This window comes from Rhodococcus sp. 1R11, from assembly GCF_004563845.1.
In the GTDB taxonomy this organism is placed as follows: Bacteria; Actinomycetota; Actinomycetes; order Mycobacteriales; family Mycobacteriaceae; genus Rhodococcoides.
Genome location: NZ_SPNG01000004.1, coordinates 418,316 through 435,272, shown reverse-complemented (window position 1 = coordinate 435,272; position 16,957 = coordinate 418,316). Strand labels below are relative to the sequence as shown.

At 64.3% G+C, this 16,957-nt stretch carries 15 protein-coding genes; 9 read left to right on the top strand and 6 right to left on the bottom strand.

Going from position 1 to position 16,957, the window contains the following annotated elements:
- The coding region (locus E4P29_RS10000) for an alcohol dehydrogenase catalytic domain-containing protein (RefSeq protein ID WP_167735432.1) at positions 1 to 166 on the bottom strand (166 nt) is incomplete at its 3' end.
- Between the two features lie 164 nt (positions 167 to 330).
- Between E4P29_RS10000 and sthA the strand changes: the two genes are divergently transcribed.
- From sthA to E4P29_RS09980, 4 genes are all read left to right on the top strand, one after another.
- Complete coding sequence (gene sthA / locus E4P29_RS09995) at positions 331 to 1,746, top strand: Si-specific NAD(P)(+) transhydrogenase (protein ID WP_135044179.1); 1,416 nt, start codon at positions 331 to 333, stop codon at positions 1,744 to 1,746.
- Between the two features lie 181 nt (positions 1,747 to 1,927).
- Complete coding sequence (locus E4P29_RS09990) at positions 1,928 to 2,872, top strand: PAC2 family protein (protein WP_135044177.1); 945 nt, start codon at positions 1,928 to 1,930, stop codon at positions 2,870 to 2,872.
- A gap of 225 nt (positions 2,873 to 3,097) precedes the next feature.
- Complete coding sequence (locus E4P29_RS09985; RefSeq protein WP_027496867.1) at positions 3,098 to 4,138, top strand: alpha/beta hydrolase; 1,041 nt, start codon at positions 3,098 to 3,100, stop codon at positions 4,136 to 4,138.
- Positions 4,139 to 4,203: 65 nt separating this feature from the next.
- On the top strand, positions 4,204 to 6,720 hold the full coding sequence (locus E4P29_RS09980) for a DEAD/DEAH box helicase (protein ID WP_135044175.1): 2,517 nt from the start codon (positions 4,204 to 4,206) through the stop codon (positions 6,718 to 6,720).
- On the opposite strand, the gene E4P29_RS09975 is transcribed toward E4P29_RS09980, so the two are convergent.
- A complete protein-coding gene (locus tag E4P29_RS09975) occupies positions 6,707 to 7,645 on the bottom strand; it encodes a hydrogen peroxide-inducible genes activator (RefSeq protein WP_135044173.1) in 939 nt (312 codons plus the stop codon). The two genes, E4P29_RS09980 and E4P29_RS09975, sit on opposite strands and share 14 nt — an antisense overlap.
- A gap of 155 nt (positions 7,646 to 7,800) precedes the next feature.
- Here E4P29_RS09975 and E4P29_RS09970 point away from each other — a divergent pair, with 155 nt between their 5' ends.
- The 3 genes from E4P29_RS09970 to E4P29_RS09960 all read left to right on the top strand — a co-directional run bounded on the left by E4P29_RS09970 (position 7,801) and on the right by E4P29_RS09960 (position 9,693).
- Positions 7,801 to 8,388, top strand: a complete 588-nt coding sequence (locus tag E4P29_RS09970) for a peroxiredoxin (protein ID WP_135044171.1) — start codon at positions 7,801 to 7,803, stop codon at positions 8,386 to 8,388.
- 1 nt (position 8,389) lies between these two features.
- Complete coding sequence (locus tag E4P29_RS09965) at positions 8,390 to 8,929, top strand: carboxymuconolactone decarboxylase family protein (RefSeq protein ID WP_135044169.1); 540 nt, start codon at positions 8,390 to 8,392, stop codon at positions 8,927 to 8,929.
- A gap of 89 nt (positions 8,930 to 9,018) precedes the next feature.
- Positions 9,019 to 9,693, top strand: coding sequence for a PhzF family phenazine biosynthesis protein (locus tag E4P29_RS09960; RefSeq protein WP_135044167.1), 675 nt, complete (start codon positions 9,019 to 9,021; stop codon positions 9,691 to 9,693).
- Here the strand turns inward: E4P29_RS09960 and E4P29_RS09955 are convergent.
- Positions 9,683 to 10,357, bottom strand: coding sequence for a hypothetical protein (locus E4P29_RS09955; protein WP_027496861.1), 675 nt, complete (start codon positions 10,355 to 10,357; stop codon positions 9,683 to 9,685). The genes E4P29_RS09960 and E4P29_RS09955 overlap by 11 nt on opposite strands.
- A 37-nt stretch (positions 10,358 to 10,394) precedes the next feature.
- Here E4P29_RS09955 and E4P29_RS09950 point away from each other — a divergent pair, with 37 nt between their 5' ends.
- Positions 10,395 to 10,625 (top strand): hypothetical protein, encoded by a 231-nt coding sequence (locus E4P29_RS09950; RefSeq protein WP_027496860.1) that lies wholly within the window; start codon positions 10,395 to 10,397, stop codon positions 10,623 to 10,625.
- Here E4P29_RS09950 and E4P29_RS09945 read toward each other — a convergent pair.
- On the bottom strand, positions 10,609 to 11,868 hold the full coding sequence (locus E4P29_RS09945; RefSeq protein WP_135044165.1) for an aminotransferase class III-fold pyridoxal phosphate-dependent enzyme: 1,260 nt from the start codon (positions 11,866 to 11,868) through the stop codon (positions 10,609 to 10,611). The genes E4P29_RS09950 and E4P29_RS09945 overlap by 17 nt on opposite strands.
- 97 nt (positions 11,869 to 11,965) lie before the next feature.
- Here E4P29_RS09945 and hrpA point away from each other — a divergent pair, with 97 nt between their 5' ends.
- The gene (gene hrpA / locus E4P29_RS09940; protein ID WP_135044163.1) at positions 11,966 to 15,862 is read left to right on the top strand and encodes an ATP-dependent RNA helicase HrpA; all 3,897 of its coding nucleotides are present in this window, start codon (positions 11,966 to 11,968) and stop codon (positions 15,860 to 15,862) included.
- 12 nt (positions 15,863 to 15,874) lie between these two features.
- Here hrpA and nrdR read toward each other — a convergent pair whose 3' ends face one another.
- Both nrdR and E4P29_RS09930 read right to left on the bottom strand, forming a co-directional pair.
- The gene (gene nrdR, locus E4P29_RS09935; protein WP_027496857.1) at positions 15,875 to 16,339 is read right to left on the bottom strand and encodes a transcriptional regulator NrdR; all 465 of its coding nucleotides are present in this window, start codon (positions 16,337 to 16,339) and stop codon (positions 15,875 to 15,877) included.
- Positions 16,340 to 16,438: 99 nt separating this feature from the next.
- Positions 16,439 to 16,828, bottom strand: a complete 390-nt coding sequence (locus E4P29_RS09930) for a hypothetical protein (RefSeq protein ID WP_135044161.1) — start codon at positions 16,826 to 16,828, stop codon at positions 16,439 to 16,441.
- Positions 16,829 to 16,957: the final 129 nt, after the last annotated feature.

Here is a 16,957-nt window from a genome sequence, read left to right as displayed (position 1 = left end):
CGTCGTTGATACCGCCCTCGCGGTAATGCAGATCGGTATGACACACCCCGCACGCGGCGATGGTGACCACGACATCGTTCGGGCCGGGATCGGGAATGGTGATCGACTCGATCGAGACGGGCTCGCCTTTGCTCTTGGCGACGACGGCGCGGACCTGCTGCGGCATGTATTCCTCCACTGAAAATCGTGTGTTGCGTGCTCCGTTCAGCCTCGCACAACGCATCGTCACGTGGCGACATCTGCATTCGTTCGGTGTGACGAGCCGTGGAATTCACACGCTCGTGACCGAGCGGGCACACAGTCTTCTCGTGCGAGCGGTACCTATGAACGATGTCTGCACCCATGGAATACGACCTGGTGGTCATCGGCTCGGGTCCCGGCGGCCAGAAGGCCGCGATCGCCGCCGCGAAGCTCGGCAAACGAGTGGCGATCGTGGAGAAGGGCCACATGCTCGGCGGCGTGTGCGTCAATACCGGAACCATTCCGTCCAAGACACTCCGGGAAGCCGTTCTCTACCTGACGGGTATGAATCAGCGAGAGCTGTACGGGGCCAGCTACCGCGTCAAGGCCGACATCACTCCCGCCGACCTGCTGGCAAGAACCCAGCATGTGATCGGTAAGGAAATAGAGGTGGTGCGCTCGCAACTGCTCCGCAACCGCATCGAGCTGATCACCGGTGTCGGCAAGTTTCTGGACGCGCACACCATCGTCGTCGAGGACGAGACGCGGGGCGAGCGCATCACGGTCTCGGCCGCCAACGTGGTGATCGCCACCGGCACCGCCCCCGCGCGACCCGCCGACGTCGCATTCGACGACTACCGGGTGTTGGACTCCGACGGCATTCTGAACTTGGAGTTCATCCCGGCATCGATGGTGGTCGTGGGTGCAGGTGTCATCGGGATCGAGTACGCCTCGATGTTCGCCGCCCTGGGCACCAAGGTGACCGTCGTCGAGAAGCGGGATTCGATGCTCGACTTCTGCGATCGCGAGATCATCGAATCCCTGCAGTTCCACCTCCGTGATCTCGCGGTGACGTTCCGCTTCGGTGAGGCAGTCACGGCGGTGGACGTCGGGCCGAACGGTACGGTGACGACCCTGGCCAGCGGCAAACGCATCCCGGCGGAGACAGTGATGTACTCAGCGGGTCGCCAGGGGCTGACCACGGCCCTGGAACTCGAGAACGCGGGCCTCGAAGCCGACGCCCGCGGGCGCATCTTCGTCGACGAGCACTTCCAGACCAAGGTGGACCACATCTACGCCGTCGGCGACGTCATCGGGTTTCCGGCGTTGGCGGCGACGTCGATGGATCAGGGCAGGTTGGCGGCGTATCACGCGTTCGGGGAGCCGAGCGCGCAGCTCACCGATGTTCAACCGATCGGCATCTACTCCATCCCCGAGGTCTCGTACGTCGGGGCGACCGAGGTCGATCTGACGAAAGGATCCATTCCGTACGAGGTCGGTGTGTCGCGATACCGCGAACTTGCCCGTGGCCAGATCGCCGGGGACTCGTACGGGATGCTCAAGCTGCTCGTCTCCACCGAGGACCGTTCGATTCTCGGCGTGCACATCTTCGGTTCGGGAGCCACGGATCTGGTGCACATCGGGCAGGCCGTCATGGGATGCGGCGGCACCGTCGACTACCTGATCGATGCGGTCTTCAACTATCCGACGCTGTCCGAGGCTTACAAGGTCGCCGCACTGGACGTCACCAACAAGATCCGGGCCCTGGCGAATTTCGACCGCTGATGCGTCGACCCGGGAGACGAACGGCATACCGGGAATGAACGACGGTTCCGCGGTTGTTCTGTCGGGTAGTGATTCACCACGATCGACGTCGGCGTGTATGCGGCTCGAGCCGACGGTCCGCGTATTCTGACCCGATGCTCGCGTCGAGGCATCGACGAGTCGATCCGAAAGGGGCCCGGCCATGACCGAACAGTCGAAGATGTACGAGCTGGAATTTCCGGCACCTCAGATTTTCTCCAACGACGGAGTCGGGCCCGTGCTGGTGCACGGACTGGAAGGATTCTCCGACGCCGGCCACGCCGTGAAGCTTGCGACGACCCATCTGCGGGAGAGTCTCGAAACCGAGCTGGTGGCGTCCTTCGATGTCGACGAGTTGATCGATTACCGGTCCCGTCGGCCCACCATGACGTTCAAGTCCGATCATTTCTCGGATTACGACGCTCCCGAGCTCAATCTGTATGCCGTCAAGGACAACGTGGGGACTCCCTTCCTTCTTCTCGCCGGCATGGAGCCCGATCTGCGATGGGAGAAATTCACGACGGCTGTGCGGCTCCTTGCCGAGCAGCTCGGAGTGCGGCGCACGATCGGTCTCGGCTCCATCCCGATGGCCATTCCGCACACCCGCCCACTCGGTGTCACCGCGCATGCGAGCGATCGAACGTTGGTCAAGGAAGGCAACAGCTGGGCGGGTGAGTTGCAGGTGCCCGGCAGTGCGTCGTCCTTACTCGAACTACGGATGGCCCAGCACGGCCACGAATCGATGGGGTTCTCGGTACACGTCCCCCACTACCTCGCGCAGACGGACTACCCGGGGGCTGCGGAAACCCTGCTCGAGAACGTCGGTGAGGCCGCCGAGCTGGATCTCCCGCTGGCAGCGTTGGGTGAGGCCGCGGCCCGCGTTCGGGAGCAGGTCAACGAGCACATCACCGGAAACGAAGAAGTGCAGTCTGTGGTACATGCGCTCGAGCGTCAGTACGACACGTACGTCGCCGCGCAGGAACAACAGTCCACACTGTTGGCCAGTGACGAGCCGCTCCCCAGCGGCGACGAGCTGGGTGCCGAGTTCGAGCGATTCCTGGCCGAGCAGGCCGGGCTCGACGACGGAGACGGACAAGGGCCTCGATAACTGTGTTGCGGGTCACAACACTCGGACCCGTATTCAGTCATATGCGACAGCCGAGGCGGATCGCAACATACCTGTAACCCGCAATACGCCCGTTGCTCTGCCCTGAGCGCCATCTCGTGCGAGAGTCGTAGCAATACACAACCGTCATCGGTGTTGCCGCGCTCTCGTGTGCAGCGATGCCGTACTGCGCCGTGAGTCGGCACACCAGGGAATCAGGAGGCGCGAATGTCCACTACTCCGCGCAGTCGTAAGCTCCGGCCGGTTCCCGACGAAGAACCGCGCCTGATCTTTCGGACCATTCACGGCTATCGTCGTGCCTTCCGCATGGCCGGCGAGGGCCCTGTTCTGTTGTTGATTCATGGGATCGGCGACAATTCCGAAACGTGGAACGAGGTCATCCCGCACCTCGCCAAGAGCTACACGGTGATCGCCCCCGACCTCCTCGGGCACGGTCGCTCCGACAAGCCACGGGCGGACTACTCCGTCGCGGCGTACGCCAACGGTATGCGCGATCTGCTGTCCGTCCTGGGCATCGAGCACGTCACCGTGGTCGGCCACTCGCTCGGCGGCGGCGTGGCAATGCAGTTCGCGTACCAGTTCCCGCACATGGTCGATCGCCTGGCGTTGGTGTCTTCGGGTGGCGTCACCAAAGATGTGCACCCCCTTCTGCGACTGGCTTCGATGCCGTTTCTCAGCGAGGCAGTCAAGCTGCTGCGCTTGCCGGGCGCGATACCGGCGGTCAAGTTGGCCGGCGGCCTACTGAGCAAGCTGCACAGCTCCCCGCTGCGACCTGGGTCGATGCTGCACGACACCCCCGATCTGATCCGGGTGCTGAGCGAACTGCCGGCACCGACGACGTACGAGGCCTACCTCCGGACGTTGCGCGCCGTCGTCGACTGGCGTGGTCAGGTGGTCACGATGCTGGACCGCTGCTACCTCACCGAGAATCTGCCGGTGCTGCTGGTCTGGGGTGAGCAGGACTCGGTGATCCCGGTGGCACACGCCCGGCTGGCTCATTCCGCCATGCCCGGTTCGAAGCTGGAAGTGTTCGACAATTCCGGTCATTTCCCGTTCCGCGACGATCCGATGCGCTTCCTTCAGGTCCTCGAGGACTTCATCGACTCCACTCCCTCGCTCAGTTTCGACGAGGTGCGCTGGCGCAACCTGCTCATCACCGGCGTCGGCGAGGACATGATCAGCGGCAGCTCGAGCACCAGGATGGCCGTGCTCGGGGCCATGGGCTCCGACGAGCGGAGCGCGACCTGACTCCTCGATCGGAGGCGATCGGTGTCGATTCGGGAACCGCCGTCACCGACACATAGCCTGTAGAGGTGCTCCTCACCGAACTGATACCCGACGTCTCCGCCGCCACCTCCGACGGCGTGGACCCGGACGTCCTGTTCGACACGTTCACCACGTGGGCTTCCGACCGTGGCCTGACGCTCTATCCCGCGCAGGAAGAGGCACTGATCGAGCTGGTCTCGGGATCCAACGTCATCCTTGCCACACCGACCGGTTCCGGAAAGTCCATGGTCGCCATCGGTGCCCACTTCGCGGCCATGGCAGCGGGTATCCGCAGTTTCTACACGGCACCGATCAAGGCGCTCGTCAGCGAGAAGTTCTTCGCCCTGTGCGAGATCTTCGGAGCGCAGAACGTCGGCATGATGACCGGCGACGCGTCGGTCAATTCCGGTGCGCCCATCATCTGCGCCACTGCCGAGATCGTCGCGAACCTGGCACTGCGGCAGGGTGCCGACTCCGACATCGGCCAGGTGATCATGGACGAGTTCCACTACTACTCCGAGCCGGACCGGGGATGGGCCTGGCAGGTTCCTCTGATCGAACTGCCCAACGCGCAGTTCCTGCTCATGTCGGCGACGTTGGGAGACGTCTCGTTCTTCCGCGACGATCTGACTCGACGAACCGGCCGCACGACCACCGTCGTCTCCGGAACCGAACGCCCTGTCCCGTTGATGTTCTCGTATGTCACCACCCCGATCGGCGAAACGATCGAGGAGCTGGTGCAGACGCACCTGGCACCGGTGTACGTGGTGCACTTCACCCAGGCAGCGGCACTCGAACGCGCTCAGGCCCTGACGAGTATCAATGTCGCGTCCAAGCAAGAGAAGACCGCGATAGCCGAGGCCATCGGTAATTTCCGCTTCACCACCGGCTTCGGGTCGACACTGTCCAGACTGGTTCGTCACGGGATCGGGGTGCATCACGCCGGCATGCTGCCCAAGTACCGGAGGCTGGTGGAGAAACTGGCGCAGGACGGTCTACTGAAGGTGATCTGCGGTACCGACACGTTGGGCGTGGGCATCAACGTTCCCATCAGGACCGTGCTGTTCACCGGGCTCACCAAATACGACGGCATCAGAACACGCAAGCTTCGGGCGCGTGAGTTCCATCAGATCGCGGGACGCGCGGGCCGCGCGGGGTACGACACCCTCGGCACCGTCGTGGTCGAGGCACCCGAGCACGACATCGAGAATGCGCGGCTCGTGGCCAAAGCCGGAGACGACCCGAAGAAGCTCAAGCGGGTACAGCGCAAGAAGGCACCCGACGGATTCGTCTCGTGGGGCGAGCCGACGTTCGAGCGCATCATCGCGGCGAGCCCGGAGCCGTTGACGTCCAGGTTCTCGGTCAGCAATGCGATGTTGCTCAATGTCATTGCGCGACCCGGTAATTGCTTCCACGCGATGCGTCATCTGCTCGAGGACAACCACGAGACCCGGCCGGCTCAGCGCAAGCACATCCTGCGTGCACTGTCGCTGTACCGCGGCCTGGTGGAGGCCGGAATCGTCGAACAGTTGGACGAGCCGGACGCGGACGGGCGCCATGCCAGGCTGACGGTGGACCTGCAGCCGGACTTCGCGCTCAATCAGCCGTTGTCGACGTTTGCGGTGGCGTCGTTCGACTTGCTCGACGTCGACTCCCCCACCCACGCGCTCGACGTGGTGTCGATCATCGAGTCGACGCTCGACGATCCACGCCAGGTGTTGATGGCGCAGCAACATGCCGCACGCGGAGAAGCGGTGGCCCAGATGAAGGCCGACGGCATCGAGTACGACGAGCGGATGGAACTGCTCGAAGAGGTCACCTGGCCGAAACCCCTTGCCGAGCTGCTGGTCCCGGCCTTCGAGATCTACCGCGGTTCTCATCCGTGGCTCTCCGAGGTGGGCCTGTCGCCCAAGTCCGTCGTCCGTGACATGGTCGAGCGGGCAATGACCTTCGCAGAGCTGATCAGCCACTACGGCCTCATGCGCTCGGAGGGCCTGGTCCTTCGCTACCTCGCCGACGCGTACCGCACTCTGCGCCAGACGGTTCCGCCGGAATCGCGGACCGAGGAGGTGCAGGACATCACCGAGTGGCTGGGCGAGCTCGTTCGGCAAGTGGATTCCAGCCTGCTCGACGAGTGGGAGAATCTGACCGATCCCGGTGCCGAACCCGAAGCCCTGGTCGAGGCGTACGGGTCCGATGCACCGCGTCCGATCTCGGCGAATCCACGTGCTTTCCGAATCCTGGCCCGCAACGCGATCTTTCGTAGAGTCGATCTGGCAGCGCGTCGTCAGTGGAACGCGCTCGACGACCTGGACGACGGGCCGGACTGGGAGGAGGAATTGGAACCGTTCTTCGCCGAGTACGGGTCCATCGGCACCGGTCCCTCGGCGCGCGGGCCGGCGCTGTTCACACTGAACGTCGGCGCGGAATCCACCACCATCCGCCAAGTACTCGAAGATCCGGACGGTGACCACGGCTGGTCGCTCGATGCAGTCATCGACCTCGCCGAATCCGACGCGGCTGGAGAAATCGTGTTCGACGAGATCGTCGTCACGCCCGGCTGATGCCTGCGGGCGCCTCGGAGAGCACCCCGTCCGCCAGAAGGCTTGCCAGCGCTCCGAACTCGGTCGAACGCGCACTCGACGCCCGGTACGCGAGGCCGATGGTACGGCCGGGCGCGGGTTGCGCGAACTCGGCCGTGGACAACCCGTTTCGCGCGATCTCGACCCGAACTGCACTGCGGGGCAACAACGTCAGGCCCAGACCTCCGGCGACACACTGCACCACGGTGGTCAAGGACGTCGCCCGGGTATCACCGGCGTCGGGCGCGAAGTCGACCGACCGACAGAGATCGAGAGTCTGCTCACGCAGGCAATGACCCTCGTCGAGCAGAAGCAACGGTAGACCGCGCAGGTCGGCAACGGTCAGATCGTCGCGGCCGGCAAGTACATGGCCGGCCGGTACGGCGAGGACGAAATCCTCGGTGTACATGGGTAATTCGACCAATCCGCTGTCGGCAATGGGCCCGGCCAGCACGGCGACGTCGATCGTACCGGCTCTGAGCGCATCGAGGAGCCTGACGGTATGGTCCTCGACGATCTTCGGTACGAGGTCGGGGTACGTCGCCCGTACCGCGGGTAGCAGGGCGGGCAGCACGTACGGTGCCACCGTCGGAATCATGCCCAGCCGAAGAACTCCGGTCAGGCACCCGTCGAGTCCTGCTGCCGCGGAAACCAATCCGTCTGCAGCGTCGAGAGCCGCAGTCGCGCGCCCCAGCAGCTGGGCCCCAGCCTCCGTGACCAGCACTCTGCGGGTGTTACGTTCGATCAGTTGCACTCCGAGACCCTGTTCGAGGGCAACGAGTGCCTGCGACAGCGAAGGCTGAGTGATTCCCAGTTGTGTTGCGGCCGTACCGAAGTGGCGGTAGCGCGCCACTGCGACGAAGGCTCGTAGATGCGACGGCGTCGGCTGATAGCTTCGATCGGACACGCCTATCAGTGTAGTGCCACTCATCACGTTTACCTTTCGGCCCATTTTTGGCACACTCGTCCAAGTCGGTCGAGCTCGTGCGGCTGCACACCCGCCGCCGAGCCGAACCGCTTCCGTACGGAACCGACGCGATCATTTCGACACGAGGAGACCACATGGCACTGTTGACAATCGGCGACCAGTTCCCCGCATACAATCTCACCGCCGTTATCGGCGGCGACCTGTCCAAGGTGAACGCGCAGAAGCCCGACGACTACTTCACTACCGTCACCAGCGACGACCACGCCGGAAAGTGGCGCATCGTCTTCTTCTGGCCCAAGGACTTCACGTTCGTGTGCCCCACCGAGATCGCAGCGTTCGGCAAGCTCAACGACGAGTTCGAAGACCGTGACGCCCAGGTTCTCGGTGCCTCCGTCGACAACGAATTCGTGCACTTCCAGTGGCGCGCGCAGCACGACGAGCTCAAGACGCTCCCCTTCCCGATGCTGTCCGATCTCAAGCGCGAATTGGCCTCTGCGACCGGTGTTCTCAATTCCGACGGCGTTGCCGACCGGGCCACCTTCATCGTGGACCCGAACAACGAGATTCAGTTCGTCTCGGTCACCGCCGGATCGGTCGGGCGAAATGTGGACGAGGTTCTTCGAGTGCTGGACGCATTGCAGTCCGACGAGCTGTGCGCATGCAACTGGAAGAAGGGCGATCCCACCATCGACGCCGGCGAACTACTGACAGCGAGCGTCTGACATGTCGATCGACAATTTGAAGAACGCCGTCCCGGAATATGCGAAGGACCTCAAGCTCAACCTCGGTTCGATCGCGCGGTCCACCGTGCTCAACGAGCAACAGTTGTGGGGCACATTGCTTTCGGTGGCTGCCGCATCGAAGTCCGCGACCACGTTGAAGGAGATCGCCGAGGATGCCGCCGACTCGTTGTCGGCCGAGGCGTACAACGCGGCTCTCGGAGCCGCGTCGATCATGGGTATGAACAACGTCTTCTACCGCACCAAGGGTTACCTGGACGGAAAGTACGACGATCTGCGTGCCGGCCTGCGCATGAACATCATCGGCAACCCCGGTGTCGAGAAAGCCGATTTCGAGCTGTGGTCGCTCGCGGTCTCGGCCGTCAACGGATGCAACCACTGCCTCGAGGCGCACGAGAAGACACTGCGCGCCGAGGGCGTCGACCGCGAGAAGATCTTCGAGGCGATTCGCGCCGCGTCGATCGTCGCGGGTGTCGCGCAGGCCGTCGAGGCCGGCCGCGTACTCGACGGTGCCTCTGTCTGACGGTGTGTGCCGGACAGTTCGAACGGGGGTCCGCTGCGGCGGGTCCCCGTTCGTCGTCCGATCGACAACGTGTTGATAACGTCCCCGGCATGGCTATCGAAGTCTCTGTCGTCCGAGTATTCACCGACGCCGACGGCACGTTCGGCAATCCACTGGGCATCGTCGACGCGCGCGCTGTCGGCGAGAGCGACAGGCAGGAGGTTGCCGCCCGGTTGGGTTTCAGCGAGACGGTGTTCGTCGATCGCACATCACCCGGTACCGCGTCGGCAACGATCTACACCCCGGCTACGCAGCTCCCGTTCGCCGGACATCCGAGGGTCGGACTGTCGTGGTGGCTTCGCAACAACGGACACTCGGTGCAGACGCTCACCGTCCCCGCTGCCACGCTCGATATCCGCTACGACGGCGACCTCACCTGGGTGCGTGCCCGCGCCGAGTGGACTCCGCAGTTCACGTTTCATCAGGTCCACGACGCAGCCGAGGTGGCAGCGGCAGATCCGAACACTTACGACAGTGGCCACCACTACGTCTGGGCCTGGACCGACGAGCACCGGGCCGAACTACGCGCGCGCATGTTCGCGCCCATGATGGGGATCGCAGAAGACGAGGCAACGGGTGCTGCCGCCGTCCGGCTCACGGCCGAGCTGGGTCGGGGCATCGACATCGTCCAGGGTGCCGGGTCGCGGTTGTTGACCACCGTCGACGAGGACGGGTGGGTGGAGCTCGGGGGCCGAAGCGTCGACGACGACTCGATCACGGTGTGACAGGGACGTCCACTTCGATTTCCTCACCCAGGCGCACACCTTCCGCGAGGGGGAGACGGTCTCCGCTCCAGAACTTTCCTGGGTCGAACCAGTTGGCTTTCTTGTTTCCCGTCAGCAGACCCATCGAGTCGTAGGTCATCGCAACAACTTCGGCGCAGTACGCGGTTTCGAGCGCAGCGCTCTCCTGCGCGTTCTTTCGGAGCGCCGGCACGCGTCCACGGAACCACCGACCGGCGAGCGCCGCGGTGGTCGGAAAAGCCGTTCCGTCCATCCGTGCGATGGTGCGAAGCAGCGCGTCTTCCTGCTCCTTCGTCACGGCCGGAGTGGAGCCTGGGGAACGACCGGCGTATCCGTCCAATTGCCGCAGCCAACAACGCTGTTGATACCGCTGGGCCCAGTGCGTGACGGCAGCGCGCAGGTCGTGCAGCTGCACTCCACGCTGGAAGTTTCCGGTCCACATGTCCTGCAACGACTTTCCGAGCTCTGCATGCCACATCAGCGGCGGCAGGTCATCCAGAACGACGGCCATACCGACGTGATTGACCGGGCTGTTCGTCAGAGCCTGAATTGCGCGGTCCGCCGACGAATGGCCGCGGAAGATCCAGATGTCGCCGGTTCTGGTGGCATCCACAGCGGTATCGAGGCTGATTCGCGACGGATTCATGGACCAACCCTAGATCTCGTGGCGGTACGGTTGCCGCATGAACGTCTGGAAAGCTCTCGGTCTCGCCGGGATGGCCGGGGTTGCGGCTACCGGGGCGTTGGTGGTGCGGTCCGAGCGCAAGCGGCGCGCGTATGCGCCCGACGAAGTGCGCGATCAGCTGCACCGACGGTTCGCGGCGATCTCCGCTGAGCCGGAACCCGAACCTGCTCCCCCGCTCTCGCGGGGGAAGCAGCTACTGAGCAGACTCCGGTTCAGCCGAGCGCACTGAGGATGCGCGAGGCCATATCCTCGATCTCGGCGTCGGTCATGACGAACGCAGGCGAGATCTGCATTGCACCCTGTCCGGCCGCGCGGCCCGAAACACCATGAGCTCTCAACGTTTTCACGAACGGTAATGCCTCCGCCGGGTCGGCGAGCTGAACGGCGGCGACAGCGCCGATGCCGCTGCGGACTTCCGCGACCCGATCGTGGTCGGCCAGGGGCGCGAGGTGGGTGTGCAGTGCGGCTTCGATGCGCTTGGAGTGACTCAGCAGGTCCTCGCGCTCGATGATGTCGAGATTGGCCATCGCTGCGGCGGCTGCACCTGCGTGGCCACCGTAGGTGTAGCCGTGACGCCACCAGACTCCGCCTGCGAAGAACGGTTCGGCGATCTTCGGAGCGATGAACACTGCACCCATCGGGACGTAGCCCGACGTCAACCCCTTGGCGGTCGTCATCAGGTCGGGTTCGAGCTCGAAGCGGGTGGAGGCGAACCAACTACCGCCGATTCGGCCGAATCCGGTCACCACTTCGTCGGCGACGAACAGCACGTCGTTGTCGCGGCAGATCTGCCGTACCTCGCGTAGGTAGCCCTCGGGCGGCAAGTAGATTCCACCCGCTCCGATCACCGGTTCGCAGAAGAAGGCGGCGACGTTCTCGGCTCCGACCTCTTCGATCAGCGCGAGAAGCGATTTCGGGTCGTCCCACGCCACTGTTCTGGCGTCGGGCATCAGCTCGCCGTAGTTCTCCTTGTTGACCGGAATGCCGGCCAGCGCGGTGCCTGCGACGTGCATGCCGTGGTAGGCCTTCTGCCGTCCGACGATGATCTTCTTCGACGGCTGTCCCATTTCGACCCAGTAGCGGCGCGCAAGCTTCGCCGCGGTGTCGATGGAGTCCGACCCACCCGAGGTGAAGAAGATCTTGCTGCCCGGCACCGGTGCGATGGCGGCGAGACGGTCGGCCAGTGCCAGCGTGGTCTCGGGAACGAAGTCGCCGAAGTTCGAGTAGTGGGCGATCGAGCTCAGCTGCGCGGCAACGGCGTCGGCGATCTCGCGGCGGCCGTGACCGACGTTGGTGAACCACAGACCGGCGGTGGCGTCGAGGTATCGGTTGCCCTCGTTGTCGAAGATGTACGCACCCTCGCCTCGCGAGACGACGAACGGTCCATTGGCGGTGACGTTGCCCATGTCGGCGAAGCCGTGCCACAGCGCGGAGGTGTGTGTGGAGGCGGCTGGATCCAGGTCGGAAGACATGCGCTACACAGTAGTCACGTCGAATTCGGCGAGTGCATCGGTTCGTTCCCGCACGGAGTTCGGTCGAGTACCGCGTAACGGATATCCTGGTACGAGTATGTCTACCTCGAATTCGTCCGGTGATCGACGAGCACTCGCCGCACGTGTTGCACAGCTCACCATCCGCGACGAGAACCGGCTCCGACGACGTCTCGACAAGGCCCGCACCGCGGACGCAATTGCCGCCCTCGAACGAGAAGTAGCTCGCGGAGAAGCCGTGATCTCCACACGCCGAGCGGCAGTGCCCACCCTCGAATATCCGCAGGCGTTGCCCGTCAGCGCCCGCAAGGACGACATCGCCGCAGCGATCGCTGCCCACCAGGTCGTCATCGTCGCCGGTGAAACCGGGTCCGGCAAAACCACCCAAATTCCCAAGATCTGTCTCGAACTGGGGCGCGGAATCCGCGGCTCGATCGGTCACACGCAGCCCCGAAGGTTGGCGGCGCGCACCGTTGCCGAACGCATCGCCGAGGAGGTGGGTCAACCACTGGGCGAATCGATCGGCTACAAGGTTCGATTCACCGATCAATCCTCGGATTCGACCCTCGTCAAGCTGATGACCGACGGCATTCTGTTGGCCGAGATCCAGCGCGACCGACTGCTCCGCCAGTACGACACCCTCATCATCGACGAGGCGCACGAGCGCAGCCTGAACATCGACTTCATCCTGGGATACCTCGCGCAACTGCTCCCCCGGCGACCCGATCTGAAGATCGTCATCACGTCGGCGACCATCGATCCGGAGCGATTCGCGCAACACTTCGCACGCGACGGGGTCGCCGCACCGATCATCGAGGTATCCGGCCGCACGTTCCCGGTCGAGATGCGGTACCGCCCCCTGACGGTCGACGCGGGAGAAACGACGATCGACCTCGATCCCGTGGATGCCACCTGCCAGGCCGTCGACGAGCTGATGGCCGAGGGTGACGGCGACATCTTGGTGTTCCTGTCCGGTGAACGAGAAATTCGCGATACCGCGGATGCGCTGGCCGATCGCAATCTCCGCAACACCGAGATCGTGCCGCTGTACGCCAGACTCTCTGCCGCCGAACAGCATCGGGTGTTCTCGCCGCACTCGGGACGCCGGGTCGTGCTGTCGACGAACGTGGCGGAAACGTCGCTGACGGTCCCCGGCATCCGCTACGTCGTGGACCCGGGCACCGCGCGCATCTCTCGATACTCGTTGCGCACCAAGGTGCAGCGGCTGCCCATCGAACCGATTTCACAGGCGTCGGCGCGCCAGCGTGCGGGTCGCTGCGGACGCGTCGCCGACGGCATCTGTATCCGGTTGTACTCGGAGGAAGATTTCGAGTCTCGTCCGCAGTTCACCGAGCCGGAGATTCTGCGCACCAATCTGGCCTCGGTCATTCTGCAGATGACCGCGCTCGGATTGGGCAAGATCGACGCGTTTCCGTTCGTCGAGCCGCCGGATCCACGCAGCATCCGCGACGGTATCGGCTTGCTGGAAGAACTCGGAGCACTGAAGCCGGCCACCAAGGACGGTACTGCCGAGCTCACCCCGATCGGCCGCGAACTGTCCGCCCTTCCTGTCGATCCTCGAATGGCACGAATGTTGGTCGAGGCCAACGGCAACGGATCGCTGCGTGACGCGCTGGTGGTGGTGGCGGCGTTGTCGATTCAGGACGTGCGCGAGCGTCCCGCCGAACACCAACAGGCTGCAGACGAGAAGCATGCCCGTTTCGCCGTCGAGAATTCGGACTTCCTGGCGTACGTGCAGCTGTGGAAGTATCTGCGGCAGCAGCGAGACGAGCTGTCTTCCAACCAGTTCCGACGCATGTGCCGCACCGAGTTCCTGCACTACCTGCGGATCCGCGAGTGGCAGGACCTGCACGGACAACTCCGCCAGATCACTCGCGGCCTCGGATGGACGGTGCCCGACGCAGAGTCGAGCGAGAACGCACTGCATCAGTCCCTGCTGTCCGGCCTGCTCTCGCACGTCGGCCTCAGAGAGGGCGACAAGCGTGAATTTCTGGGTGCCCGCGGAGCACATTTCGCGATCTTCCCCGGGTCGGGCCTGTTCAAGAAGCCACCGCGCTGGGTCATGGCTGCAGAACTGGTCGAGACCGGACGACTGTGGGGCCGGATGGCCGCCCGCATCGAACCGGAATGGGCCGAACGGTTGGCACCACATCTGGTCAAACGCACGTATTCCGAACCACACTGGTCGATCAAACGCGAATCGGCGCTGGCCTACGAACGGGTGACGTTGTACGGCATTCCGTTGGTGACGCAGCGCCCGGTCAACTATCACCGCATCGATCCCGAGGCGTCTCGCGAGCTCTTCATCAGGCATGCACTGGTTCAGGGCGAATGGAAGACCCAACACGGGTTCTTTCACAAGAACAGGGCTCTGCTCGACGACGTCGGCGAGCTCGAACATCGTGCTCGGCGACGGGACATCGTCGTCGACGACGACGCGCTGTTCGATTTCTACGACGCCCGCATCGCCCCGGAAGCCGTGTCTGCGCGACACTTCGACACCTGGTGGAAGAAGGCCCGCCGGCAAGATCCGTCCCTGCTCGACTTCACTACGGACACCGTCGTCAACTCGGACGCCGCGTCGGTACTGACGGGTGCGTATCCGGACGCGTGGCGACAGGGTGAAATTCAATTCCCACTGACGTATCAATTCGAGCCCGGCACGGCCGCTGATGGCGTCACCGCGCGGATTCCCATCGCACTGCTCGCTCAGGTACAGCCGGTCGGCTTCGACTGGCTGGTGCCGGGGATGCGCGCCGAGCTCGTCACCGCATTGATCAAGACGCTACCGAAGGCATTGCGACGCAATGTGGTCCCGGCTCCGGACTTCGCTGCGGCAGCGTTGGCAGTGATGAAACCTCGGGCCGAAACACTCGTGACGGCTCTGGCCCGCGAACTCTCGCGGGCCGCACAATGCCACATCACCGCCAAGGACTTCGACACTGCGGCGCTACCCGATCACCTTCGAATGACGTTCGCCGCGGTCGACCCGTCCGGGACGGTGCTCGGCAGCAACAAGGATCTGACCGCGTTGCGCGCTGGTCTGGCCGGCGAGGTCGGCCGTCAGGTCGCACGTGCGGTCGGCGACGCGGAGCGCGCCCCGACGCTGGCGTGGACCTCGGGCACGTTGGGCCGCTTGGAGCCCACGGTCACCCGAGACGTGGGCGGACAGAAGGTCACCGGGTACCCGGCGTTGGTGCCCGAGGGTTCGGGCGTGGCGGTGCGAGTGCTCAGCACCCCCGCCCAGCAACGCACAGCCATGCGCGCGGGCACCCGTACTCTGCTGCTCGCCACGGCACCGAAGGGAACGAAAGCCCTGCTGGCCGGGCTGCCGACCGCCGAACGTCTTGCGCTCGGCCAGAACCCGTACGGCGGCGTCGATGCGCTGCTCGAGGAATGCCGTGCGCTCGCTGTGGAAGAAGCGATGGACGCGCACGGCGGACCGGTTCGCGATCCGGCCGAGTTCGACAAGCTCAGGGCACTGGTGGACGCAGAGGTTCCGCGGCGTACTGCTGCTGTTCTCGCTCTGGTTCGACCGGTTCTGACGGCCGCGTTGGCTCTGTCGTCCCAGTTGCAGAACGCATCGGGTGAGCCCGCCGACGATGTCCGAGAACAGCTCGATGGCCTGATCTTTCGCGGTTTCGTCACCGAGTTCGGTTCTCGACGGTTGGCCGATCTGCCACGCTATCTCGCTGCGGCGACCAAGAGGCTGTCCACTCTGCCGAGCAGCGCGGGCCGCGACGCTGCGGCGATGGACGTTCTCGACCGGGTGTACGGCTCGTACGGGCGGCTGTTGGATTCGCTTCCGGAAAGCAGGAAGAACAGCTCGGGTGTGCAGGAGCTGTTCTGGATGATCGAGGAACTGCGGGTGGGGCTCTTCGCCCAGGGAGTTCGTACTGCGTATCCGGTATCGGAGAAGCGCATCGAGAAGGCGATCGCCGATCAGTCTCGCTGATCGGCCCGCGGTTCACTCGACGTCGGCGGACTCTCGATGTTTGCGGAGTTCGTGAATTTCCTTCTCGAAGTCCTCGGCCGAACTGAACGAGCGGTAGACCGATGCGAAACGAAGGTAGGCCACTTCGTCGAGATCGCGTAGCGGTCCGAGAATGGCCAGGCCCACTTCGTTGCTGGGAATCTCCGCCGAACCGGCCGCGCGGATGTTGTCTTCGACTTGCTGAGCCAGCAGGTTCAGCGCGTCGTTGTCGACGTCTCTGCCCTGGCAGGCGCGACGAACGCCTTTGACGACCTTCTCCCGACTGAACGGCTCGGTCACACCGCTGCGCTTCACGACGGCGAGCACAGCAGCCTCCACGGTGGTGAAGCGACGACCGCACTCGGGGCAGGACCGGCGTCGCCGTATTGCCTGACCCTCGTCCATTTCACGCGAATCCACCACGCGTGAGTCGGGGTGCCTGCAGAACGGGCAATGCATGAGGGAGCCTCCGTCGTAGCCGATACTCCGACGACGAACGTGCGCGTCGGGGCAGTCTTCGAGGATACTCAGCCACGCTGGGCACCATGGTGCCGGTGGTCATCTGCTGGGTGCGTACTCGACGAGCGCTCCGTCGTGCACCATGACCGCGCCGGCAGGCTGAGTGGCCGCGTCGGGTGTGGTCGCGCGCAGATTCGCGATGCCGAGCAGACCGCCGGCCACGACGACCACAGCCAACATCCACAGAACCAGAGAGCGTGGGCGCACGGTCTGGTTCGCGAAATGAGCCGAGGTGTCGTCGAAGTCTCGATCCGCCATCTCGCGATCGGTCACGTCGGTCCAGGACTCGTCCAGGACGGGCAAGCACGGGCCGTTCTGCGTCCGACGCCCGTGGTTCTGCAGCACGGGCCGCGACCGCCGACGACGCTCGACGACACCGGATCGCGAACGCATACCGGCAGTGGTGGGACGATCGGTGGTGATGGTCATCGGAACCTCGTCTTCGCTCGTTGGATCGATTGTTCGATCAGGCGTTCGATGGACGCTTGTTCGAAGTTCTATCACGCGCCTCCGACAAAGTCTGTAGAAAACGCGACACGAGTCGAACAGATGTTTGAT

Excerpts from the sequence above, each read along its gene's own strand:
- sthA (WP_135044179.1), top strand. The coding sequence starts at position 331 with ATGTCTGCACCCATGGAATACGACCTGGTGGTCATCGGCTCGGGTCCC.
- E4P29_RS09990 (WP_135044177.1), top strand. The coding sequence starts at position 1,928 with ATGACCGAACAGTCGAAGATGTACGAGCTGGAATTTCCGGCACCTCAG.
- E4P29_RS09985 (WP_027496867.1), top strand. The coding sequence starts at position 3,098 with ATGTCCACTACTCCGCGCAGTCGTAAGCTCCGGCCGGTTCCCGACGAA.
- E4P29_RS09970 (WP_135044171.1), top strand. The coding sequence starts at position 7,801 with ATGGCACTGTTGACAATCGGCGACCAGTTCCCCGCATACAATCTCACC.
- E4P29_RS09965 (WP_135044169.1), top strand. The coding sequence starts at position 8,390 with ATGTCGATCGACAATTTGAAGAACGCCGTCCCGGAATATGCGAAGGAC.
- E4P29_RS09960 (WP_135044167.1), top strand. The coding sequence starts at position 9,019 with ATGGCTATCGAAGTCTCTGTCGTCCGAGTATTCACCGACGCCGACGGC.
- E4P29_RS09955 (WP_027496861.1), bottom strand. The coding sequence starts at position 10,357 with ATGAATCCGTCGCGAATCAGCCTCGATACCGCTGTGGATGCCACCAGA.
- E4P29_RS09950 (WP_027496860.1), top strand. The coding sequence starts at position 10,395 with ATGAACGTCTGGAAAGCTCTCGGTCTCGCCGGGATGGCCGGGGTTGCG.
- E4P29_RS09945 (WP_135044165.1), bottom strand. The coding sequence starts at position 11,868 with ATGTCTTCCGACCTGGATCCAGCCGCCTCCACACACACCTCCGCGCTG.
- hrpA (WP_135044163.1), top strand. The coding sequence starts at position 11,966 with ATGTCTACCTCGAATTCGTCCGGTGATCGACGAGCACTCGCCGCACGT.
- nrdR (WP_027496857.1), bottom strand. The coding sequence starts at position 16,339 with ATGCATTGCCCGTTCTGCAGGCACCCCGACTCACGCGTGGTGGATTCG.
- E4P29_RS09930 (WP_135044161.1), bottom strand. The coding sequence starts at position 16,828 with ATGACCATCACCACCGATCGTCCCACCACTGCCGGTATGCGTTCGCGA.